19 protein-coding genes are annotated in these 21,757 nt (G+C 68.0%); 5 read left to right on the forward strand and 14 right to left on the reverse strand.

Annotated features, from left to right (window positions below):
- Window positions 1–13: 13 nt before the first annotated feature.
- Window positions 14–607, reverse strand: coding sequence for a TetR/AcrR family transcriptional regulator (locus tag M9980_RS13285; protein ID WP_250751737.1), 594 nt, complete (start codon window positions 605–607; stop codon window positions 14–16).
- Window positions 608–702: 95 nt separating this feature from the next.
- Here M9980_RS13285 and M9980_RS13290 point away from each other — a divergent pair, with 95 nt between their 5' ends.
- On the forward strand, window positions 703–3,567 hold the full coding sequence (locus tag M9980_RS13290) for a DUF2339 domain-containing protein (protein ID WP_250751739.1): 2,865 nt from the start codon (window positions 703–705) through the stop codon (window positions 3,565–3,567).
- 113 nt (window positions 3,568–3,680) lie between these two features.
- Here the strand turns inward: M9980_RS13290 and M9980_RS13295 are convergent, their stop codons facing one another.
- The 3 genes from M9980_RS13295 to M9980_RS13305 are packed head-to-tail and all read right to left on the reverse strand — an operon-like array spanning window position 3,681 to window position 5,275.
- The gene (locus M9980_RS13295; protein WP_250751742.1) at window positions 3,681–4,745 is read right to left on the reverse strand and encodes a ribonucleotide-diphosphate reductase subunit beta; all 1,065 of its coding nucleotides are present in this window, start codon (window positions 4,743–4,745) and stop codon (window positions 3,681–3,683) included.
- 51 nt (window positions 4,746–4,796) lie between these two features.
- A complete protein-coding gene (locus M9980_RS13300; protein ID WP_250751745.1) occupies window positions 4,797–5,006 on the reverse strand; it encodes a hypothetical protein in 210 nt (69 codons plus the stop codon).
- Complete coding sequence (locus M9980_RS13305) at window positions 5,006–5,275, reverse strand: hypothetical protein (protein WP_250751746.1); 270 nt, start codon at window positions 5,273–5,275, stop codon at window positions 5,006–5,008. The genes M9980_RS13300 and M9980_RS13305 overlap by 1 nt, the downstream gene beginning before the upstream one ends.
- Window positions 5,276–5,433: 158 nt before the next feature.
- On the opposite strand from M9980_RS13305, the gene M9980_RS13310 reads away from it, so the two are divergent.
- Window positions 5,434–5,685, forward strand: a complete 252-nt coding sequence (locus M9980_RS13310; RefSeq protein WP_250751749.1) for a DUF2171 domain-containing protein — start codon at window positions 5,434–5,436, stop codon at window positions 5,683–5,685.
- 71 nt (window positions 5,686–5,756) lie between these two features.
- Here the strand turns inward: M9980_RS13310 and M9980_RS13315 are convergent, their stop codons facing one another.
- From M9980_RS13315 to M9980_RS13325, 3 genes are all read right to left on the reverse strand, one after another.
- Window positions 5,757–6,155, reverse strand: coding sequence for an endonuclease domain-containing protein (locus tag M9980_RS13315; RefSeq protein WP_250751751.1), 399 nt, complete (start codon window positions 6,153–6,155; stop codon window positions 5,757–5,759).
- 111 nt (window positions 6,156–6,266) lie between these two features.
- A complete protein-coding gene (locus M9980_RS13320; protein ID WP_250751753.1) occupies window positions 6,267–8,195 on the reverse strand; it encodes a ribonucleoside-diphosphate reductase subunit alpha in 1,929 nt (642 codons plus the stop codon).
- 389 nt (window positions 8,196–8,584) lie between these two features.
- Window positions 8,585–9,220: a dioxygenase family protein gene (locus M9980_RS13325; protein ID WP_250751755.1), complete on the reverse strand. Its 636-nt coding sequence runs from the start codon at window positions 9,218–9,220 to the stop codon at window positions 8,585–8,587.
- 99 nt (window positions 9,221–9,319) lie between these two features.
- Here M9980_RS13325 and M9980_RS13330 point away from each other — a divergent pair, with 99 nt between their 5' ends.
- Window positions 9,320–10,909: an amidase gene (locus M9980_RS13330; protein ID WP_422921370.1), complete on the forward strand. Its 1,590-nt coding sequence runs from the start codon at window positions 9,320–9,322 to the stop codon at window positions 10,907–10,909.
- Between the two features lie 237 nt (window positions 10,910–11,146).
- Here the strand turns inward: M9980_RS13330 and M9980_RS13335 are convergent, their stop codons facing one another.
- The 5 genes from M9980_RS13335 to M9980_RS13355 all read right to left on the reverse strand — a co-directional run bounded on the left by M9980_RS13335 (window position 11,147) and on the right by M9980_RS13355 (window position 15,410).
- A complete protein-coding gene (locus tag M9980_RS13335; RefSeq protein WP_250751757.1) occupies window positions 11,147–12,331 on the reverse strand; it encodes an alpha-hydroxy-acid oxidizing protein in 1,185 nt (394 codons plus the stop codon).
- A gap of 6 nt (window positions 12,332–12,337) precedes the next feature.
- Entirely contained in the window at window positions 12,338–12,811 is a 474-nt protein-coding gene (locus M9980_RS13340; protein ID WP_250751759.1) for a GreA/GreB family elongation factor, read from the reverse strand.
- A gap of 76 nt (window positions 12,812–12,887) precedes the next feature.
- Window positions 12,888–13,364: a pyridoxamine 5'-phosphate oxidase family protein gene (locus M9980_RS13345; RefSeq protein WP_250751761.1), complete on the reverse strand. Its 477-nt coding sequence runs from the start codon at window positions 13,362–13,364 to the stop codon at window positions 12,888–12,890.
- 362 nt (window positions 13,365–13,726) lie between these two features.
- Complete coding sequence (locus tag M9980_RS13350; protein ID WP_250751762.1) at window positions 13,727–14,902, reverse strand: acetyl-CoA C-acyltransferase; 1,176 nt, start codon at window positions 14,900–14,902, stop codon at window positions 13,727–13,729.
- Window positions 14,903–14,954: 52 nt separating this feature from the next.
- Window positions 14,955–15,410 carry a MaoC family dehydratase gene (locus M9980_RS13355; RefSeq protein WP_277998304.1) on the reverse strand — a complete coding sequence of 152 codons (456 nt, stop codon included), beginning with the start codon at window positions 15,408–15,410 and terminating at the stop codon, window positions 14,955–14,957.
- Between the two features lie 97 nt (window positions 15,411–15,507).
- Between M9980_RS13355 and M9980_RS13360 the strand changes: the two genes are divergently transcribed.
- Both M9980_RS13360 and M9980_RS13365 read left to right on the forward strand, forming a co-directional pair.
- A complete protein-coding gene (locus M9980_RS13360; protein WP_250751764.1) occupies window positions 15,508–18,510 on the forward strand; it encodes an L-glutamate gamma-semialdehyde dehydrogenase in 3,003 nt (1,000 codons plus the stop codon).
- Window positions 18,511–18,547: 37 nt separating this feature from the next.
- Complete coding sequence (locus M9980_RS13365; protein WP_250751766.1) at window positions 18,548–19,513, forward strand: DUF2167 domain-containing protein; 966 nt, start codon at window positions 18,548–18,550, stop codon at window positions 19,511–19,513.
- Here M9980_RS13365 and M9980_RS13370 read toward each other — a convergent pair.
- Both M9980_RS13370 and M9980_RS13375 read right to left on the reverse strand, forming a co-directional pair.
- Window positions 19,510–20,727: a mechanosensitive ion channel family protein gene (locus tag M9980_RS13370; protein ID WP_250751767.1), complete on the reverse strand. Its 1,218-nt coding sequence runs from the start codon at window positions 20,725–20,727 to the stop codon at window positions 19,510–19,512. The two genes, M9980_RS13365 and M9980_RS13370, sit on opposite strands and share 4 nt — an antisense overlap.
- A gap of 4 nt (window positions 20,728–20,731) precedes the next feature.
- Window positions 20,732–21,742 carry a DNA topoisomerase IB gene (locus M9980_RS13375; protein WP_250751768.1) on the reverse strand — a complete coding sequence of 337 codons (1,011 nt, stop codon included), beginning with the start codon at window positions 21,740–21,742 and terminating at the stop codon, window positions 20,732–20,734.
- Window positions 21,743–21,757 lie beyond the last annotated feature (15 nt).

Genomic DNA, 21,757 nt, shown 5'->3' on the forward strand with positions numbered 1-21,757 from the left:
CGCCGCCCCCCGGTCAATCGCGCGCCGCGGCCAGGCTTTCGCGGACGCGGGCGAGTGCTGCTTCCATCGGTGCGCCCTCGCCCATCAGCGCGAAGCTTCCGGTCAGGTCGAATGCGCAGTGGCCGTGGACGGTCGCGATCAGCGAGCGGGCGAGCGCCACGCTGCGCTCGCCCGGAAGGGTGCCGAGCGCGGCGGCGACCTCGTCGGCGACGATTCCGGTCAACACCCCGCGCGCGGCGGCATCGCGTTCGGGCATCGCCATGCCGGGCGGCAGGCGGTGGTCGTAGATCGCCATCCACAGATTCGGATTGGCGCGTGCGAACGCGAAATAGCCCGCGACCAGCGCTCGGATGCGATCGTCGCCCGCCTCGGCCAGCGCGGCGCGCAGATGCTCGGCCCACGCCGCAAAGGTCCGTGTGTTGATCGCCAGCACCAGCGCGTCGGCGCTGCCGAACACATTGTACAGCGTGCCGACCGAATAGCCGATCCGCTTGGCGACTTCGCGCGCGGAAAACCGCGCAAAGCCCTGCTCGGCCATCAGCGCATGGCCGGCGGACAGGATCATCTCCTCCAGTTCGCCCCGCGAATGATCCGAACGCCGCCCCATGAAACGAGGCTACGCGGTTAATTTAACACTGCCTAATTATTTAATTGAACATCGCTCATTTCTGGGCTAGGCGTGCGGCAACTGGAGAACAAGCGATGACGGCAATCCTCCTGCTCGGCCTGATGGCAGTATGCGCGAAGCTGGTTTTCGACGTGCGCACGCTGCGTTCGCGGGTCGAGGCGCTGGAGAGGGAGCAGCCGCGCGAGGTCGCCGCTCCTCGCGCCGCGCCGCCGCCATTGCCGTGGGACGATACCCCTGCGCCACGCGCCACCGCCCGCATCGTCCATGCCGCACCTCCGCCGGAATCGGTGATCGAGGAACAGGTGGTCGCGGCGGTCGAGCCCGAACCGGAGCCCGAACCCGCGCCGGACATCCCCGTCACCCAGCCCACGCCGGCCCCGCGCGGTTTCGCGTTCGAGGATCTGTTCGGTCGCAAGCTACCGATCTGGGCGGGCGGCGTGACGCTTGCGGTCGCGGGGTTCCTGATCGTCAAATATTCGATCGACGCCGGCCTGCTATCGCCTCTTATTCGCGTGCTGTTCGGGCTAACGTTCGGCACCGCGCTGATCGCTGGCGCCGAAGTCGCGCTGCGGGCCGAGGCGCGCGTCCGCGATCCGCGCGTGCGTCAGGCGCTGGCCGGCGCCGGCATCGCCACGCTCTACGCCAGCATTCTGGTGGCGGCGAACCTGTACCAGCTGATCTCTCCGCCGGTCGCGTTCGTCGGCATGGCGCTCGTCACCGCGCTCGCCGGCGGATTGTCGCTGCGGTTCGGCGCGCCGAGTGCGGTGCTGGGGCTGGTCGGCGGGCTCGCCGCGCCGGCGCTGGTCGGGTCGGGATCGCCCGACGTGCCCCTGCTCTCTGCCTATCTCGCGCTTGCGGTCGGCGGCCTGTGCGCTCTGTCGCGGTCGCAGCGGTGGATGTGGCTCGGCGTGTCCGCTCTCGTCGGCGGGTTCGGCTGGGGGCTGGTGCTGGTCCTGGGCGGGGCGCTCGATGCGGCGGCGTCGCTGTCGATCGGGGCGTACATGCTGTTGCTCGGCGTCGCGCTGCCGGTGCTGGCGTTTGCCGGCGACCGCGGGCGCTGGGTGCGGCTGGCGGGGAGTCTCGCGGCCTGTGCGCAGCTTGCCGCCCTCGTCGCGATGGGCGGGTTCGGCGGCCTCGAATGGGGCCTGTTCGCGCTCGTCTCGATCGCGATCGTCTGGCTGTCGCGGCGCGAGGCGGCGCTGGCCGACCTGCCGGTCGCGGGCCTGACGGTCGCGCTGCTGCTCACCGCCGCGTGGCCGGATCCTACGGCCCGCGCGCTGGCGCTGGTGCTCGCCGGCATCGTCGCGATCTACGGTGGACCCGCGGCGTGGCGGGTGTGGCGGGATGCCCGGGTCGGCGATGCCGGCCAGGTCGCGGCCGTCGCCGTCGCCATCGTCGCGCTGCCCGCGCTGCATCTGCCTCTAGCCGAGAGCACCTCGAGCCTGCTCGCGTTCGCCGGCGGAGCGATTGCCGGGACGGTGGCCGCACTCGGCTGGCGGGCTGCCGATCGGCGCGAGGACGCACGCTTCGCGACCCTCGCCACCGCGGCGGCGGGGCTGCTAGCGGTTGCCCTGGTCGTCGTCGCGCCGCCGTGGCTGGCGCCCCCGGCAATCGCGCTGGTCGCCGGCGGCGTGCTGCTGCTCGCCCACCGCGCCGGGGACGGTCGCATCGACCTCGCCGCCTGGGGTTTCGCTACGGCAGCCGTGGCCGCGCTGGTGCTGGCCCCGCCCGCCGATGCGTGGCGCGCCGTCGGCATCGACCACGGCGGCGGCGTGACCGAGGCGGTGCGCTGGCTCATCCCCGCCATCATCGCGGCGGTGTTCGCGTGGCGCGGGCGGATCGCCGCCGCGCAGCGCCTTGCCCAGCCGGTCGCGGTCGGGCTCGGCTATGTCGCCGCGGCGCAAGTCGTGCCGTCGCACCTGCTGCCGCTGGTGCCCGCCGCGATGCTCGCCGCGCTCGCGGTCGCCCGCGGCGTGCGGCCTGCGCTGTTGGCGGCGGGCGCCATCGCCGTCGCCTGGGCGATCGTGCCGCTCGGCCAGTGGATCGCGGCGAGCGGCGGCGCGGTGTTCGGCGTACCGACGCTCGTCACTGCACTCCCATCTATCGCCGACGCGCTGCTGCGGCTCGGCATCCCTGCGCTCGCCGTCGCGGTCGTCGCGCTGCGCCAGCCCGACCCGAGCATCGCCACGCCCGCGCGCATCGCCGTGGCGCTGCTCGGCGTCGTCGTCGCTCACATCGCGTACAAGCAGCTGTTCGCGATTGCTGACACCACCGCCTTCGTGCGCCTGGGGCTGGCCGAGCGCACGTTGTGGGAGGCCGCCCTCGCCACCGCAGCCTTCGCGGCATGGCCACGCTGGCCGCGCGTCGCGAAGGCGTTTGCTGCGACGAGCCTCGCGCATTTCGCTCTGTTCACCGGCCTGCTCCACAACCCCTTGTGGGCGGTCCAGGCGGTCGGCGGGTGGCCGCTCGCCAACCTGCTGCTGCCCGCCTACGCCACCGCCTTCGCGGTCACCCTGTTCGGCGCGCGCCTCGCCCTGCCGCCCGTGGCCGAGCGTCTCCGCGGCGGCGTCCAGATGGCGCTCGTGCTGCTGTTCGTCGCCTCGACCCTGCGCCAGTTCGCCCACGGCTCGATCCTAGCGGTCGGGCCGGTCGGCGCGGGGGAGGACATCCTCCGCTCGGTGGCGCTGATCGCCGTCGCCGTCGCGTTCCTGCGCCACGGCATCGTCGCGGAGGGTCGCACCGGCGCCCGCGACTGGCGGATCGCCTCGCTGCTGGTGATGCTCGTCGCGGTGGGGAAGGTGTTCCTGTCCGACGCCGCCGGGCTCGACGGCCTGCTGCGCATCGCCTCCTTCGCTGCTTTGGGGTTCAGCCTGATCGGGATCGGCTGGCTCTATGCGCGCTATGTGCCGGGGGATGGACGGGTGGTGGCTTCGGAGTGAGTGGGGCGCGACACGGGCAAAGCCCGTGTCGTCGGACGGTGCTTGGGCACCGCCGGCCGGTCGCGCCGCGGGTGCGCGGGATTAGCGATTGCTAATCCCTTGCTCGGCGCGACTTACTCCGCCGCGACCCCCGCCCTTGCGAACATGTCGCCGCCCTGGTCGCCCGCGTCGCCACCCTCGTTCGCGGCCGGCCCCGCCTTCGCCTTCTGGCGCTTGTCGAAGCTCGACCACACGTCGTTCCACTGGCCCTTGGTCGCGCCCTTCGAATATTCGGTCGCGCGCTGTTCGAAGAAATTGGCGTGCTCGACGCCGTTCAGCAGCGGCGCGAGCCAGGGGAGCGGGTGCTCCTTTATCATGTACATCGGTTTCAGGCCGAGTTGCCCCAGCCGCCAGTCGGCGATGTAGCGGATGTAGCGCTTGATCTCCTCCGGGCTCATGCCGTTGACCGGCCCCTGTTCGAACGCCAGGTCGATGAACGCGTCCTCCAGGTCCACGGTCGTGTGGCACATGTCGCGGATGTCCTTCTTGACGCTCGGCGTCAGGCAGTCGCGCTCCTTCACGAAGGTGTGGAACAGTTTGATGATGCCCTCGCAGTGCAGCGATTCGTCGCGCACCGACCACGATACGATCTGCCCCATGCCCTTCATCTTGTTGAAGCGCGGGAAGTTCATCAGCATCGCGAACGACGCGAACAGCTGAAGTCCTTCGGTAAACCCGCCGAACATCGCCAGCGTCTTGGCGATATCCTCATCGGTATCGACGCCGAAGTTCTGCAGATAGTCGTGTTTGTCCTTCATCTCGCTATATTCGAGGAACATGCCATACTCGCTCTCGGGCATGCCGATCGTGTCGAGCAGGTGGCTGTACGCCGCGATGTGCACCGTCTCCATGTTCGAGAAGGCGGCGAGCATCATCTTGATCTCGGTCGGCTTGAACACGCGGCCGTATTTCTCGTGGTAGCAATCCTGCACCTCGACGTCGGCCTGGGTGAAGAACCGGAAGATTTGCGTCAGCAGGTTGCGCTCGTGATCGGTCAGCTTCTGCGCCCAGTCGCGGCAATCCTCGCCCAGCGGCACTTCCTCCGGCATCCAGTGGATCTGCTGCTGGCGCTTCCAGAACTCATAGGCCCACGGATATTCGAACGGCTTGTAGGTCTTGCGGGCTTCGGTGAGGGACATGGGGGCAGCTCCTTGAGCAATATATAACAGGTGTGATCGGGCGATTGAAATTCAGGGTGGCGGTATGCTGGCACTCCACTGCCACATCGCGGTCGCGCTCATCGCGAGCACCACGCCGCCCGACAGCGCCATGATGCCGACCATGCGGAAGGCATAAACCTGTCCGGCCGAGCGCGGGCGGGCGAGCGCGAGGAGCAGGCCGGCGCCGAGCAGGCTGAACACCGCGGCGACGGCGTACATGATGATGCTTTCCAGCGGCATCAGCGCGAGCGCCTTGTCACGTACACCGTCCGGGTCTGACGCGCACCGACGCCGAACACGACGATGCCGAGGAAATAGCCGAAGTCGTACCAGCCGCCGGTGTTCGGCACCGCGTAGACGGCGACGTCGGGCATGAAGAGGCTGAGCACCCACGCGACCGGGAAGATGAAGCCATGCCACAGCCCGAGCAGGAAGCCCGGCGTCGTCGCAGTGTGGGCGACGGCGGTCGAAACCTGGGTTGCACAGGCGGTGAGCGACAGCAGCAACACCCCGGCCGTGCTCCCGCGCAGGCGGGAGCCCAGGGTAACGGGGGGCGTCGCTTGCGGCTCTGGGCTCCCGCCTGCGCGGGAGCGCGGATCAGGGGTGCTCATGCAGCCAAACTCCACCGCGCGCGTTCTGCCGCCGTAACCATTACAGGAGAAACCCCATGGCCGACGCATCCGCAATCCGCGAACATATGGAAGTCATCGGCGCCGACGGCGTCCACGTCGGCACCGTCGATCACGTCGAAGGTGACCGCATCAAGCTCACCAAGAAGGACTCGGGCGAAGGCTCGCACAAGGGGCACCACCACTTCATCTCGCTCGGCCTGGTCGCCGATGTCGAGGGCGACAAGGTCCGCCTCAGCGCCAACGGCGACGTCGCCGTGACCTTCGAGGAAGAAGAGAACGCCGGCTGACTCTCCCTCTCCCATCGGGAGAGGGAAGGGGCCCGCCGCGTCAGCGGTGGGAAGGGTGAGGGTGATCTGGTTCATGTCTTGTCACCCTCACCCTTTCGCACCCTCAGTGCTTCCTCCCTCTCCCTGAGGGAGAGGGAAATTCGGGCGATAACGCCCTCCAGATTCTGCATCACATCGGCATTCGCGAACCGCAGCACGCCAAAACCTTCGCGCGCGATGATCGCCGTCCGTGTCGCGTCCCGGCTTTCTTCCCCCGCGTGGGTATCGCCATCGACCTCGATCACCAGCCGCTCCGAAAAGCACAGGATGTCGGCGTAAAACGGACCGGCTGGCGCTTGGTGCCGCCATTTCAGCTGCGGAAAAGCCTCACGTATCGCGCGTAGCAACCGACGTTCAGGCTCCGGCGCGTCACGACGCAATTGCCTCGCGCGATCGACGGTGCCGGATGGCTGGTTTTCGTACAGCCGCATCGCCCTCACCCTTCCGGCGCTGCGCGCCTCCCTCCCTCTCCCGCCGGGAGAGGGAAGGGGCCCGCGTCGCGAAGCGGCGTGGGAAGGGTGAGGGTGACTAGCTCGACCACCTCACTGACACGCCAAACACTCGTCATAATCCGTGCTCTCGCCCAGATCGAACGTCGGCTTCTCGATCGTGTTGTCCGCCTCGACCCCGCCGGCGAACCCGGCGCGCTGGATCGACTTCGAGCGGAGGTAATAGAGCGACTTGATGCCCAGCTCCCATGCGCGGAAGTGGAGCATCAGCAGGTCCCACTTTTCCACGTCAGCCGGGATGAACAGGTTCAGCGACTGCGCCTGGTCGATGTACGGCGTGCGGTCGCCGGCGAGCTCGAGCAGCCAGCGCTGGTCGATCTCGAAGCTGGTCTTGAACGTCGCCTTCTCGTCCTCGTTCAGGAAATCGAGGTGCGCGACTGATCCGCCGCGCTCCAGGATCGAATTCCACACCGCGTCCGAATTCTTGGACTTGGCGTTCAGCACGCGCTCGAGGTGGACGTTCTTGACGCTGGTCGACCCCGACAGCGTCTTGTGCGTGTAGATGTTGGCCGGGATCGGCTCGATGCAGGCGCTGGTGCCGCCGCAGATGATGCTGATCGATGCGGTCGGCGCGATCGCCATCTTGCAGCTGAACCGCTCCATCACCCCCATGTCGGCGGCGTCGGGGCAGGGCCCACGCTCGACCGCCAGTTGCATCGATGCCTCATCGACCTGCGCGCGAATGTGCTTGAAGATCTTGAGGTTCCACGACTTCGCCATCGCGCCTTCGAACGGCAGCCCGCGCGCCTGCAGGAACGAATGGAAGCCCATCACGCCCAGGCCCACCGAACGCTCGCGCGCGGCGGAATAGGCGGCCTTTTCCATGCCCGGCTCGGCGCGCTCGATGAAGTCCTGCAGCACGTTGTCGAGGAAGCGCATGACGTCCTCGACGAAGCCCTTCTCGTCCTTCCACTGATCCCACGTCTCGAGGTTCAGCGACGACAGGCAGCACACCGCGGTACGCTCCTGCCCTAGGTGATCCTTGCCGGTCGGCAGCGTGATCTCGCTGCACAGGTTCGACGTCGACACCTTCAGCCCCAGGTCGCGGTGGTGCTTGGGCATCGTCGAATTCACATGGTCGGCGAAGACGATGTACGGCTCCCCGGTCGCCAGCCGCGTCTCGACCAGCTTCTGGAACAGCCCGCGCGCATCCACCTTGCCGCGCACCGATCCGTCCTTGGGGCTCTTCAGTTCCCATGCGCCGCCGTCGCGCACCGCTTCCATGAAGGCGTCGGGGATCAGCACGCCGTGGTGCAGGTTCAGCGCCTTGCGGTTGAAATCGCCCGAGGGTTTGCGGATTTCGAGGAATTCCTCGATCTCCGGATGGCTGACGTCGAGGTAGCACGCCGCCGACCCGCGGCGCAGCGAGCCCTGGCTGATCGCGAGCGTCAGCGAATCCATGACGCGCACGAACGGAATGATGCCGCTGGTCTTGCCGTTCAGCCCGACCGGCTCGCCGATACCGCGGACATGGCCCCAATAGGTGCCGATGCCGCCGCCGCGCGAGGCGAGCCAGACATTCTCGTTCCAGGTGTCGACGATCCCGTTCAGGCTGTCCGGCACCGAATTGAGGAAGCAGCTGATCGGCAGGCCGCGCCCGGTGCCGCCGTTCGACAGCACCGGCGTCGCCGGCATGAACCACAGGCGGCTGATATAGTCGTAGATGCGCTGGGCATGCGCGGCATCGTCCGAATAGGCCGAGGCGACGCGGACGAAGAGGTCCTGGAAGCTCTCGCCCGGCAGCAGATAGCGGTCGCGCAACGTCTCCTTGCCGAATTCGGTCAGCAGCGCATCGCGACCGTGATCGACCTCGACCGGATAGGGCGTCGCGATGTGCCGCGTGCCGTCGGTTTCCAGCGTGCTCGGCGCGCTCGCCGTCGCCGCGGCCATCGCCCCGGCTGCCGCCTCGAACATGGTGGTCGCGTCGTTCATGTTCGTCTCCGCCGTATCCCTGAAATCCATCGCGCCGTTCCTCGTCCGCTCGTCCGCGACGAGCCCCGAATCGGGCGCGCCGCCATGCTACCACCGCTCGCCCCGCTTGTCCGAGAACAAAACGAGGCCGCGGCCGGTGCCCGGGGCGCAGGAAAGGCTGCTCCACGATATGGGATCGTAGAGGCTTATCACCAATGCTTGGGTTGGTCCCCCGACACAACCACAACAGATTGTGCCTATTCGCTCGGTAACGCAAGTGGGGGACGCGGGGGTGCGACCAACGGTTCGTCGCTATTTTGAGTCGTTTCGTGGCCGCGAAATGGCGTCCGAAACCCCGCGACGCGTGGACTTCCCACGGGTTTGCGAGTTGCAAGCGAACGAAGCGCGAACCGAAAAAATTTTGGTGCGCGGGGCGGCTGTCAGGCGGGATGCCGTTCCAGGATGATGTCGCGCCGCACATGCCAGACCTCGCCGCGCCGGATCACGGGCACGATGCCGTTGCCGCCGCGCAGCGGCATGCGCCTGCGGTACGAATCGTCGACCCGGAACTCGCCGGCGAACACCACGTCGTCGATATAATAGGGTCGCCGACCCGGTTCCGCGATGTAGAGGTGGACGTGCGCCGGCATCGACCGGTCGGGGTAGGGCGCGGGCTTGATAGTGTCGAAGGCATATCCGCCGTCCGCCGCGCTCACGACCCAGCCGCGCAACCGCCCGTGGCGCGCGCTCCACGTCGCGCCGCGATGACCGCCGGCGTACAGGCCCGCGGCGTTGGTGTGATGGGCATAGACCACGACGCCCGGCGCCGGGGTGCGACCGTCCGGCCTCAGCACCCGTCCCATCAGCAGCATGCGCTCGCCCGGTTCGCTCGCGCCGCCCAGTGTCGTGCGGGACCGCAGCGCCGCGGGTGCACCCTCCAGCGCGGCCTCGCACCCCTCGCAATCATACAGGTCGGCACGCGCCTGCCCCGCCTCGGCATCGGCGCGGGCGGTGCAGGCGGGCAGCAGCATCGCCGCCCCTAGCCCCAGCGTGACCTCGCGTTTGGTGACCAGCATCGCGCCCACTCCCGATGCCCGACCATAGCCGAATCACGGGCGTTGCGACAGCGCGCGCGCCGCCCTAGCCTGACGGATATCTTGAGGGGGAGCAGCACGATGCGCGCGATCGGAATTGGACTGGCGATGCTGGCTTGCGTCGCGATGCCGGCGACCGCGCAGCGGCGCAGCGCGCCCCAGGTCGAGGAGCTGCCGCTCGCCGATCTCGCCGCGATGCTGGCGAGCGGGCGCACGACGTCGGAGGCGGCGACGCGCGCATACCTGGCGCGGATCGCCGCGATGGACCGCGCCGGGCCGCGGCTGCGCAGCGTCATCGCCGTCAATCCCGACGCGATCGCGCAGGCCCGCGCGCTGGATGCCGAGCGCCGCGCGGGGCGTATCCGCGGACCGCTCCACGGCGTGCCGATCCTGGTGAAGGACAATATCGAAACGCGCGACCGCATGCCGACGACCGCGGGCAGTCTGGCGCTCAAGGACAATTTCGCCAATCGCGACGCGCCCGTGGTCGCGCGGCTGCGGGCGGCGGGTGCCGTCATCCTGGGCAAGACCAACCTGTCGGAATGGGCCAACATCCGCTCGACCGCGTCGATGAGCGGGTGGAGCGCGGTCGGCGGGCTGGTCCGTAACCCCTATGCGCTTGATCGCTCGTCGTGCGGATCGTCGAGCGGCACCGGTGCCGCAGTCTCGGCGAGCTTCGCGGCGGCGGGGCTCGGGACCGAAACCGACGGATCGGTCGTCTGCCCGTCGTCGATGAACGGGCTGGTCGGGCTGAAGCCGACGATCGGCATGGTCAGCCGGACGCACATCGTCCCGATCAGCCACAGCCAGGACACCGCCGGGCCGATGGCGCGCAGCGTCCGCGACGCCGCGCTCCTGTTCGGCGCGATGGTCGGCAACGATCCCGCCGATGCGACGACATTGGGGGCGGACGCCCGCCGCCGCGATTTTGCCGCAGGCCTGTCGCCCACCGCGCTGCAAGGCGTCCGCGTCGGCGTGCTGCGGCCCAAGATGGGCGCGCATCTGTCTGCCCACTACGCCGCGACGCTCGATGCGCTGCGGCGGGCCGGGGCGGTGCTGGTCGACGTCACCCAGCCTAAGCTCGACGGCATGGGCGATGCAGAGTTCGAGGTGCTGAAGATGGAGTTGAAGACCGACCTCAACGCCTATCTCGCGACCACCCCGGCGGCAGTGAAGACGCGGACGCTGGCCGACGTCATCGCCTTCAACCGTGCGAATGCGGGCACCGAGATGCCGTATTTCGCACAGGAAATCTTCGACATGGCGGACAAGACCGGCGGCACCGACGATCCCGCCTACAAGGCCGCGCGCGCGAAATCGCTGCGTCAGGCGAGCGTCGAGGGCATCGACGCGATGCTGAAGACCGCGAACGCGACGATGCTGGTCGCGCCGACCTATGGCATGCCGTGGCTGTCCGACCCGGTGTACGGCGACAATTTCCAGGGACCGAGCGCCAGCGAACTCCCCGCCATCGCCGGATACCCGCACCTGACCGTGCCGATGGGGCTGGTCGACGGATTGCCGGTGGGATTGAGCTTCATCGGCCCGAAATGGAGCGAGGCTACGTTGCTCGGCGCAGGCTATGCCTATGAGCAGGTCGCGCGCGCCCGGATCGCGCCGCGGTATGCGGCGACCGCTCCGGCTGGCGCGGGGCTGGAGGGTGTCAGGTAGGGCGCCTGGGCCCACGCCGCTGGCGCTTGCGGATCACGCGAGATAGCCGGTGCCCCCGCGCAGGCGGGAGCACGGGGGGCGGAATTTCCCATTCCCCCGCGCAGGCCGGGGTCCGGTAGGGCGAACCATTATCGCCATGCACTCGCCCTCCGTTCGTTTCGAGCGAAGTCGAGAAACCTGGCGCGGCGCTCGGAGCGGTTTCTCGACTGCGCTCGAAACGAACGGGTTGGATGGTCTTTACCCCTGCCGCGCCGCCCCCGCCGCACGCACCGCCTCCAGAGTAGGCCACCCGTTGACCGCCATCATCAAATCCGCCTCGGCCAGGATCGATCGCAGCACGTGCGCCGCCCCGTCCGCGCCGCCCAGCGCCAGCCCGTACAGATACGGCCGCCCGACCCCGACCGCCCGCGCGCCCATCGCCAGCGCCTTCACCACGTCGCTGCCCGACCGCACGCCGCTGTCGAACAGCACGGGCACGTCGCCCGCCGCGGCGACCACGCCCGGCAGCATGTCGATCGCCGCGACCCCGCCGTTCGCCTGCCGCCCGCCGTGGTTCGAACAATAGATCGCGTCGACCCCTGCATCGGCTGCGCGCGCGGCGTCGTCGGGGTGGCAGATGCCCTTCAGCACGATCGGCAGCTTGGTCGCCCCGCGCAACCACGCGAGGTCGTCCCACGTCAGCACCTTGCCGAACAGCCGCGCCCACAGCCCGACCGCGGCGGCGGGATCATCGGCGACCGCGTGGCCGAGCAGCTTGCCGAACACCGGATCGGAGAAATAATTCGCCAGCACATGCCCGCGCAGTTGCGGGAAATTGCCGGAGTTCAGGTCGCGCGGGCGCCATCCGGTCACCCAGGTGTCGAGCGTCACGACGATCGCCTTGTACCCCGCCGCCTCGGCCCGCGACACCAGGCTCTCGGCGAGCGCCGTATCCTTGGGCGTGTAGAGCTGGAAGAACGCCGGCGTGTCGCCGCACGCCTTCGCCACCGCTTCCATCGGATCGTTGCTCAGCGTCGACAGCATCAGCGGCACGCCGGTCGCTGCCGAAGCCTGCGCCGCCGCGATATCGCCGTGGCCGTCCTGCGTGCAGATGCCGGTCACCCCGATCGGCGCCATGAAGATGGGGCTGGGCAGCGCCAGCCCGAACAGCTCGGTCGTCAGGTCGCGGGTCGCGGTGTCGACCAGCATCCGCGGCACCATCCCCCAGTGGCGGAACGCTTCGGCATTCCAGCGTTGGGTGTGCTCGTCGCCGCACCCGCCCTGGACGTAATCGAGCACATAGCGCGGCATCGCCGCCGTCGCGCGCGCTTCCAGCGTGGCGAAATCGACCGGCACTTTCGGCAGCACGCCGCGCAGGCCAGCGCCGTACAGTTCGTTCTGGTAATCGCCGTAGTGCGCCACGCGCTCGCTCTCCCCGCTCAATCGCGGTCAGTCTGCGTCGGGCGATGCGGTGGTGGCAAGGATTTCGAGGGCATCGGTACGATCGCCGAAATCGACCGTCTCGCCCACCTCTCCGCCGATCAGCGCGCGGGCGAGCGGCGCGGAAAACGCGATGCGATCGTGCGCGGCATCGGCCTCGTCGCCGCCGACGATGTCGATGGTGCGGATCTTGCCGTTCAGCCGGAACTTCACTCGCGATCCGATCGCGACTTCGCCCGTCGGCGGCGGCTCGGCCACCTGCGCGGTGGACAGGCGCGTGCCCCAGTATCGATGGTCGCGCTTCAGCACATTGCGCGCCGCCTCGTCGGCCTCGCCCGCAATCGCGGCGTCCAGCTCGGCGAGCTTCGCCGCGATCAGCCGCAGGCCGCGCGGCGTCACCAGATTGGGGCCGGGCGCGATCGGCACCTCGAACTTCGGTTCCAGATGCTCGTCGTCATTCTCGCGACGGAAGGCAACACTCAACGGGGTTCTCCTGAAAACGAACGGGCGGCGGATCGCACGACCCGCCGCCCGTCCGGTGCTCCTACGACAGTCGGCGTTACAGCGCGACCTCGGCGTGGCTGCCGGCCTGCTGCGGGTCGATCGTCTGCCCGGTCATCAGCTTGAACAACCCGCCGACGCTCATGTCGGATTCCCATATCTCGGCATCGCCCAGCTCGAACCGCAGCATCAGCAGGTTCGGGTCCTGGCGCCCGCCCTCGAACCAGGCCTCGACCTGCTTCGACCAATATTTGTCCTTCACCGCTTCGTCGGTTTCCTCGACCAGCGTGCCGGCCAGGCATGCGAACAGCGAATGCCCCTTGGCGACGAACTGCGCCATCGCCGCGCCGCCCTTGGCGATGCGATTGTCCTTGCTGGTGTAGAACCAGAATTTGCCGTCGGCATCGGGATCGAGCTGCGCGGTCATCGGCGCGCTGTGCTGGTGATCGCCGGTCAGCCCGATCATCACGAACGGGCTGTCGGCCATCTTCTTCCACATGTCCTGCTTGATCTGGTCGTCGGTCTTGTCGGCCATCGCGGGGGTGCTCCTCGAATAGGGGTTCGGGAGCGAAACGAGGGGCGCGGGCGATGGTTGCGCGGTCGCGCGACGCTGCCATGATCGATGCGACGGCAATCCAGCCATCGGATAGAAGGAGTGACGATGACGATTGCAGAACTGTGCCTGATCCTGGGCGCGCTCTTCGCCTTTGCGACCTTGGTCGTGAAGATCATCGAAGTGGCGCGTACCAAGTAGCACCGGGCTGGGTCCGACCTGGCAGTCGGGCCCCAAACGATTTGAGCCCCGGCCGCTGGCACGACCGGGGCTCAGATAGAAAGAGAATGACTCTTGCAGAGCTGCCTACATAGGCAAATTTGCCTTGAAAGGCAAGATACGGCTCACAGCACCTCGAACAGCCCGGCAGCGCCCATGCCGCCGCCGACGCACATCGTCACGACGACGTACTTCGCCCCGCGGCGCTTGCCCTCGATCAGGGCGTGGCCGGTGCAGCGCGCGCCGGTCATGCCGTAGGGGTGGCCGACCGCGATCGAGCCACCGTTGACGTTCAGCAATTCCTGCGGAATGCCGAGCTTGTCGGCGCAGTACAGCACCTGCACCGCGAACGCCTCGTTCAGTTCCCAGAGGCCGATGTCGTCCATCTTCAGGTTGAAACGCTCGAGCAGCTTCGGGATCGCGAAGACCGGGCCGATGCCCATCTCGTCGGGCTTGGTGCCGGCCACCGCCATGCCGACATAGCGGCCGAGCGGGGTCAGGCCGCGCTTCGATGCCAGGCTTTCCTCCATCAGCACGCTGGCGCTGGCGCCGTCGGACAGCTGCGACGCGTTGCCCGCGGTGATCGTCCCGTTCGGCAGCACCGGGTTCAGCGACTGCAACCCTTCCAGCGTGGTGTCGGCGCGGTTGCCCTCGTCCTTCGACAGGGTGACTTCCTTGGTCGAGACTTCCTTCGTCTCCTTGTTCACCACGTTCATCGTCGCGGTGACGGGGACGATCTCGGCATCGAAATAGCCTGCGGCCTGTGCCGCCGCCGTGCGCTGCTGCGACTGAAGAGCGTAGGCGTCGGTGCGGTCGCGGCCGATGCCATAGCGTTCGGCGACGACCTCGGCGGTCTGGAGCATCGGCATATAGACGTCCGGCACCATCGCCAGCAGCTCATGGTCGGGCGCGACGCGCATCTGCGGCGTCTGGACGAGCGAGATGCTCTCCACGCCGCCGCCGATGCACACGTCCATCAGGTCACCGGTGATCTGCTTGGCGGCGGTGGCGATCGCCATCAGCCCGCTGGCGCACTGGCGATCGACCGACATGCCCGACACGGTGTTGGGCAGCCCGGCGCGCAGCAGCGATGTGCGCGCGATGTTGCCCGCCTGATGCCCCTGTTGCAACGCGGAGCCGAGGATCACGTCGTCGACCTCAGCCCCGTCGATCCCGGCGCGCTCGACCGCGGCCTTGATCGCGTGGCTCGCGAGCGTCGGCGAGGGCAGGTTGTTGAACGCCCCGCGATAAGCGCGGCCGATCGGGGTGCGGGCGGTGGAAACGATGACGGCGCTGCGCATGACGAAAATCTCCTGATTTTCGTCACCCCAGCGAAGGCTGGGGTGACGGTTGCTACACGAAAATCTGGCTGATCCATTCGGCGATCATCGCGGGCTTGTCCTCGCCCTCGATCTCGACGGTAAATTCATTGGTCTGCTGCCACTGGCCGGGGCGCTTCTCGGTGAGTTCGAGCAGCTTGAAGCGTCCGCGGACGCGTTTCCCGGAGCGGACCGGCGTCAGGAAGCGGACCTTGTTGCCCCCATAGTTGACGCCCATCTTCACGCCCGCGATCGTGGGCAGGGCGGTCTTCGCCGACAGCAAAGGCATCAGCGACAGCGTCAGGAATCCGTGCGCGATCGTGCCGCCAAACGGGGTCATCGCCGCCTTGGCGGGATCGACATGGATGAACTGGTGATCGCCGGTCGCTTCCGCGAACTGGTCGATCATGCCTTGAGTCACCTCGACCCAATCCGACACCGCCTCCGAACCGATCTGTTCGCTGCGTTCCTGGATCGTGATCGTCGGCACGGCATTCCCTCCGCCAAGGCTTTGTCGCATAGCGCGAGCGTTCCCTAACCGGCGAAACGGCCCTGCCGCAAGCCCGCGCTAAACCGAGATTACGAAAATGGCATTCGACGCTACGGCAACCGCTCGCGCCACGATGAAGACGCTGCACCGCGCCGCCGAACCCGATGTTCTAAAGCCGTTGCTGGAGCGTGCTCGCCTCACGCCCGAATCGCGGCGCAACGTCGTCGATCATGCCGCCGGACTGATCGCCGACCTGCGCGCCGCGCAGACCAAGGGGTGGGTCAACCAGTTCCTGCAGGAATATCGCCTCAATTCATCCGAGGGCGTTGCGCTTCTCAGCCTCGCCGAGGCGTTTCTGCGCGTGCCCGATCCAGAGACCGCCGACCTGCTGATCGCCGACAAGCTGGGCGATGCCGACTGGCGCGCCCACACCGGCAAGTCGAGCTCGCTGCTGGTCAATTCGGCGACCTGGGGCCTCGTCGTCGGGCGGGTGCTGGTGGGCGACGGCGGCGGTGCGCTCAAGCGCCTCATCAGCCGCGCGGGCGAGCCGTTCGTGCGCCAGGCGGTCGGTGCCGCGATGAAGATGATGGGCGAGATCTTCGTGATGGGCCGCACCATCGACGAGGCGGCAAGGCGCATGCGCCGCTCCGAAAACAAGGGCTTCACCGCCAGCTTCGACATGCTGGGCGAGGCGGCGCGCACGACCGAGGACGCATGCCGCTATTTCGACGCTTATGCCGGGGCGATCGCCGCGATCGCTGCGGATGCGGGCGCAGGGCACTCGATTTCGGTCAAGCTGTCGGCGCTGCATCCCCGCTACGAGGTCGCGCAATACGACACCTGCGTGCCCGAACTGACCGCGATGACGCTGGAGCTGGCACAGGCGGCGGCGAAGGCCGGGATCGCCTTCACCGTCGATGCCGAGGAGAGCGAGCGGCTGGAGATGAGCCTCGACATCATCGCTGCCGTCGCGGCAGACCGGTCGCTCGACGGCTGGGACGGCTTTGGCATGGCGGTTCAGGCGTACGGCAAGCGCTGCCGCCCCGTCATCCAATGGGCCAACGACCGCGGGCGGCTGATGAACGTACGGCTGGTCAAGGGCGCCTATTGGGACAGCGAGATCAAGCGCACGCAGGTCGAGGGGCTCGCCGACTATCCGCTGTTCACGCGCAAGGCCGCGACCGACGTCAGCTACCTCGCCTGCGCGCGCGACATGCTGGAGGCGAAGAACATCCGTCCCGCCTTCGCCAGCCACAATGCGCTCACCGTCGCCACCATCCTCGAATGGGCGGGCGAGAGCCGCGACTTCGAATTCCAGCGCCTGCACGGCATGGGCGAGGGGCTGTACGAACGGCTGGTGCGCGAGGAGGGCTATCACACCCGCATCTACGCCCCGGTCGGCGGCCACCGCGACCTGCTGGCCTATCTCGTCCGCCGGCTGCTGGAGAATGGCGCGAATTCCAGCTTCGTCCACCAGCTCGCCGACGAAGGGTTGAGCGACGAGGAACTGCTCGCCGACCCGGTCGAAAAGATCGCCGCGGTGGGAGGTAGCCGCCACCCGAACATCCCGCTGCCGAAGGACCTTTTCGGGGCGTGGCGGAACAGCGAGGGCGTCGACCTGCAGGACATCGACATCCTGGCGGAGACAGTCAGCGCCGTAAATCAAACGCGCCTCCCCGGCGAAGGCCGGGGTCGAGCTGCGAGCGGTTCGAAACTGGACCCCGGCCTTCGCCGGGGAGGTTCAGAAGATTTGGTGGGGCGCGCTGCCGCCGCCTTCCCCGCCTGGTCCGCCGCCCCGGTCGAGGATCGCGCGGCCATCCTCGAACGCCTCGCCGACCTGCTCGAGGAACACCGCACCGAACTGATGGCCTACGCCGTCAAGGAAGCATACAAATCGCTGGCCGACGCCGTCGGTGAAGTGCGCGAGGCCGCGGATTTCTGCCGCTACTATGCGATGCGCGCGCGTGAAGACCTCGCCACGATCACGCTGCCCGGCCCGACCGGCGAACGCAACGCAATGCGGCTGGAGGGGCGCGGCGTGTGGGCCACGGTCGCGCCGTGGAACTTCCCGCTCGCGATCTTCCTCGGCCAATGTGCCGCGGCGCTCGTCACCGGCAACACCGTCGTCGCCAAGCCCGCACCCCAGACGCCCGGCATCGCCGCCCGCGCGGTCGCGCTGGCGCATGACGCCGGCGTGCCAGAGGACGCGCTGATCCTCGCGCCCGGCGGGCCAGAGGTCGGCGCCGCGCTGGTCGCCGACACCCGCGTCGCCGGGGTTGCCTTCACCGGTTCGACCGCCACCGCGAAAAAGATCGCCCGCGCGCTGCTCGACGACGACGCCCGCCCGATCGTGCCGCTGATCGCGGAGACCGGCGGGATCAACGCGATGATCGTCGATTCCACCGCGCTCCCCGAACAGGTGGTCGCCGACGTCCTGACCTCAGCCTATCGCTCCGCCGGCCAGCGTTGCTCGGCACTCCGGCTGCTGCTGCTCCAGGAGGAGATCGCCGATGGCGTGATCGAGATGCTTTCCGGCGCGATGGATCTGCTTACGATCGGCGACCCCGCCGATCCGCGCACCGACGTCGGCCCGGTGATCGATCAGACCGCTTACGACCGGCTGATGACGTACCGCGAAAGCGCGAAGGATCGCTGGATCAAGACCGTCGCCGCGCCCGCAACCGGTCATTTCGTGCCGCCGACGCTGATCCGCCTCGACGACATGGATTCGCTGACGTCCGAATTCTTCGGCCCGATCCTCCACGTCGCGACGTGGAAGGCAGGCGCCCTCGCCGACACCGTCGCGCGGGTGAATGCCAAGGGCTACGGCCTGACGATGGGGCTCCACAGCCGCATCGCCCGCTCGGGTGAGGTGGTCGAGGCGATGGCGCGCGTCGGCAACCTCTACGTCAACCGCTCGATGATCGGCGCGGTGGTCGGCTCGCAACCGTTCGGTGGCGAAGGGTTGTCGGGCACCGGCCCCAAGGCCGGCGGCCCCCACTACCTCCCCCGCTTCTGCGCCGAACGCGCGGTCTCGGTCGACACCACCAGCGCCGGCGGCAACGCCAGCCTGCTTTCGCTTGACGAAGGGGGTATTTGAATTTCTGATGCTCCCGGGGAGTTTACGGGGGAAAAGCATGAAATTCTGGATGGTGCTGGGCATCGCGCTGGCCGCGGTGCCCGCAACCGCGCAGGCGCCGAAGACGGCACCAGCAGTGGCAGTCCCGACCGCCGCCGAACAGGCCGCGCAGTTCGCTGCGTTCGAAAAGAGCCTGCATCCGCAATCGGGTGACGTCGCCATTCCAGCGGCCAGCGCGGTGCTGCGACTGGGCAAGGATTATTATTTCCTGCCGGCCGAGGATGCGAAGCGCGTGCTGACCCAGGTGTGGGGCAACCCGCCCGATGGCGTCGCCGATGTGCTGGGTATGGTGTTGCCTGCAGGCAAGACCGCGTTCGACAACGTCTGGGGTGCCGTCGTTACGTACGAGGATACCGGCTACGTCTCCGACGCGGATGCCGCCGATCAGGATTACGACGAGGTTCTGAAGCAATCCCGCGATGCCGCCGAAGAAACGAGCGCGGCGCGGCGCAAGGAGGGTTACGCCGGCGTGCGCCTGGTCGGCTGGGCACAGCCGCCCGCCTATGATGCGCGCAGCCACGCGCTGATCTGGGCCCGCGACCTGAAGTTCGACGGTTCGAAAGTCGATTCGCTCAACTACGACGTGCGCCTGCTCGGACGGCGCGGGGTGCTGAGCCTCAACATGGTGTCCGACATGGCGCATCTGCCCGAGGTGAAAGCCGCGGCCGAGCAATTCGGTCGCACCGCGGCGTTCACGCCGGGCTCTCGCTACGCCGATTTCGACTCATCCACCGACAAGAAGGCCGAATTCGGGCTCGCCGGGCTGGTCGCCGCGGGCGTCGGCGTGGCTGCCGCCAAGAAACTGGGATTGCTCGCGATCCTGCTCGGCTTCGGAAAGAAGTTCATCATCCTGCTCGTCCTGGCCGGCGGCGCGATCCTGCGCTGGGGTCGGCGCCTGTTCGGGCGAAACGAAGAACCGGCTGACGAAGTCGCCGAGGCGGAGCCTCAGGCCGACCGGTCCTAAGCGTTCGTCGCCGGCTCCGGATCGTTCGCCGGCGGGCGCGGGTCGTGGTCGCCGGCACCGTCCTCGTGCAGCGTTGCATAGGGCATCACCATCGTCCCGTCGGGCGCGGAGGTGAAGGTCGTCTGGGTCGGGTAGGCGAACTCGATCCCTTCTGCGTTGAATTTCTGCAGGATCGCGAGGCCCACTTCGTGGCGCGCGTCGTAGGCGTGCTGGAAATCGGCATGGGGGCTGTCGAACTCGACCTCGAAATCGAGGCTAGATGCGCCGAATCCGACGAAGCCGGCGCGGACGAACGACAGGTCCAGCTTCTCGACGACGTCCTGCAACATCCGCGGTACGCGCGCGCAGACCGCGGGCGGCGTCTGGTAGATCAGGCCGAGCGCGAACTTGATGCGGCGGTGGTCGCGCTGGGTGTTGTTCTGGATTTCCTTGTCCAGCAGCACCTTGTTCGCGACGATCCGCTGTTCGCCCATGATGCCGCGGATGCGCGTCGATTTCAGGCCGATCTGCTCGACCGTGCCCGACGACTGGTCGTAGCTGACGGCGTCGCCGACGCGGAACGGCTTGTCGAAGATGATGGCGAGTGCCGCGAACAGGTCGGCGAAGATGCCCTGCGCCGCCAGACCGATGGCGATGCCGCCGACGCCAAGCCCCGCGACCAGCCCGGTGACGTTCACGCCCAGATTGTCGAGCACGACGATCAGCGCGATCGCGAACAATGCGAAGGTGACGAGCAGGCGTATGAGGCCGAACGCGCTGCCCAGCGTCGCATGGTCCTGGCCCGCGGTGCGATGCTCGATCCCGCCCAGGATCAGCTCGCGGGCCCAGACCGCGGCCTGAAACACCGCGGCGACCGTGAACAGGAAGGTGATCGTGCTCGACACCGCCGGCGGCGCCGCGGCGTAGCCCGACACCAGTTTCGCCGCGACCATGACGATGAAGAAATTGCCGGTCTTCGACACCGCGCGCCCCAGCACAACGCCCCAGCCGGCAGCGAGGTTCGGGCGGTCGCACAGTTTGCGCCCGACCCGCCGCGCCCCGATCAGCGCGACGACGATGACCGCGCCGATACCCAGCGCGATCAGGATCTGGAGCCAGTTGGCCTGCAACCAGACCATGCTGTCGGCGACCAGGCGATTGGCGTGTTGCTGCACGCCCTCGGACGTGATCGTCGCCTTGGCGGCGGTCGCGTTGGCAGTGGTGGTATTGCTCATCGAATCATGCAGCGAGCTTCAACGCGCGCTTCTCCTTGGCGCTGCTGTCCAGCAGGGCGATCAGGCCGCGTTCGGTGCGGCTCAAATGGGTGGCGGTGCGCGGCAGGGCGCGCGCCCGCAGGGCGGATTGGTCGCCCTTTTTCACGATGTCGATGAGCATCGGATGAACATAGCTTTTCCGCGCGATCGCGGGCGTGTTGCCCAGCGCCTCGGTCACCGGCTCCAGCATCGTGTTCAGGCCGATGTCCTTGTCCGCCTCCACCAGCGCCTCGAACGCCATCACGCTGGCGCTCCAGGTACGGAAATGCTTGGCGGTGAAATCGTCGTCCATGCTGGCGCGGATATATTCGTTTACGTCGCTCGACGACACCGGGTGCGGCTCGCCCTCGGCATCCAGCCACTGGAACAGGTGCTGGCCGGGCAGGTCCTGGCACTTCTTCACGAAGCGCGTCAGCGAGCGGTCGGTGATCGTCATCACCCGCTCCTTGCCCGATTTCGCGCGGAACTTCAGTTTCAATGCGTTGCCCGCGACCTTGACGTGGCGATTACGCAGCGTGGTCGCGCCGAAGCTGTTGTTCGATTTCGCATAGCCCTCGTTGCCGACGCGGATGTGACCGATGTCGAGCAGGCGGACGACCGCGGCCACCGCCTTCTCCCGGCTCAGGCCCGACAGCTTCAGGTCGGCCTCCACCTGCGCGCGCAGCTTCGGCAGCTTGCGCCCGAACGTCGCGCAGCCCTCGTATTTCGCGCTGTCCTGTTTGGCGCGGAAATCGAGGTGGTAGCGATATTGCTTGCGACCCTTCTCGTCCCACCCGACCGCCTGGATATGGCCGTTCGGATTGGGGCAGAACCAGGCGTCGCGGTAGGCGGGCGGCAGGCCGATCGCGTTCAGCCGGTCGATCTCGTCACGGTCGGTGATGCGCTTTCCGTCAGCGTCCCAATAGCCCCAGCCATGCCCCGCCTTCTTGCGGGTGATGCCGGGGGCACTGTCGTCGGAATAGCTCAGTCTGGCCACGCGCGGTCGTTCCTC

It is taken from the genome of Sphingomonas donggukensis, from assembly GCF_023674425.1.
In the GTDB taxonomy this organism is placed as follows: Bacteria; Pseudomonadota; Alphaproteobacteria; order Sphingomonadales; family Sphingomonadaceae; genus Sphingomonas; species Sphingomonas donggukensis.

Excerpts from the sequence above, each read along its gene's own strand:
- M9980_RS13285 (WP_250751737.1), bottom strand. The coding sequence starts at position 607 with ATGGGGCGGCGTTCGGATCATTCGCGGGGCGAACTGGAGGAGATGATC.
- M9980_RS13290 (WP_250751739.1), top strand. The coding sequence starts at position 703 with ATGACGGCAATCCTCCTGCTCGGCCTGATGGCAGTATGCGCGAAGCTG.
- M9980_RS13295 (WP_250751742.1), bottom strand. The coding sequence starts at position 4,745 with ATGTCCCTCACCGAAGCCCGCAAGACCTACAAGCCGTTCGAATATCCG.
- M9980_RS13300 (WP_250751745.1), bottom strand. The coding sequence starts at position 5,006 with ATGCCGCTGGAAAGCATCATCATGTACGCCGTCGCCGCGGTGTTCAGC.
- M9980_RS13310 (WP_250751749.1), top strand. The coding sequence starts at position 5,434 with ATGGCCGACGCATCCGCAATCCGCGAACATATGGAAGTCATCGGCGCC.
- M9980_RS13315 (WP_250751751.1), bottom strand. The coding sequence starts at position 6,155 with ATGCGGCTGTACGAAAACCAGCCATCCGGCACCGTCGATCGCGCGAGG.
- M9980_RS13320 (WP_250751753.1), bottom strand. The coding sequence starts at position 8,195 with ATGGATTTCAGGGATACGGCGGAGACGAACATGAACGACGCGACCACC.
- M9980_RS13325 (WP_250751755.1), bottom strand. The coding sequence starts at position 9,220 with ATGCTGGTCACCAAACGCGAGGTCACGCTGGGGCTAGGGGCGGCGATG.
- M9980_RS13330 (WP_422921370.1), top strand. The coding sequence starts at position 9,320 with ATGCGCGCGATCGGAATTGGACTGGCGATGCTGGCTTGCGTCGCGATG.
- M9980_RS13345 (WP_250751761.1), bottom strand. The coding sequence starts at position 13,364 with ATGGCCGACAAGACCGACGACCAGATCAAGCAGGACATGTGGAAGAAG.
- M9980_RS13350 (WP_250751762.1), bottom strand. The coding sequence starts at position 14,902 with ATGCGCAGCGCCGTCATCGTTTCCACCGCCCGCACCCCGATCGGCCGC.
- M9980_RS13360 (WP_250751764.1), top strand. The coding sequence starts at position 15,508 with ATGGCATTCGACGCTACGGCAACCGCTCGCGCCACGATGAAGACGCTG.
- M9980_RS13365 (WP_250751766.1), top strand. The coding sequence starts at position 18,548 with ATGAAATTCTGGATGGTGCTGGGCATCGCGCTGGCCGCGGTGCCCGCA.
- M9980_RS13370 (WP_250751767.1), bottom strand. The coding sequence starts at position 20,727 with ATGAGCAATACCACCACTGCCAACGCGACCGCCGCCAAGGCGACGATC.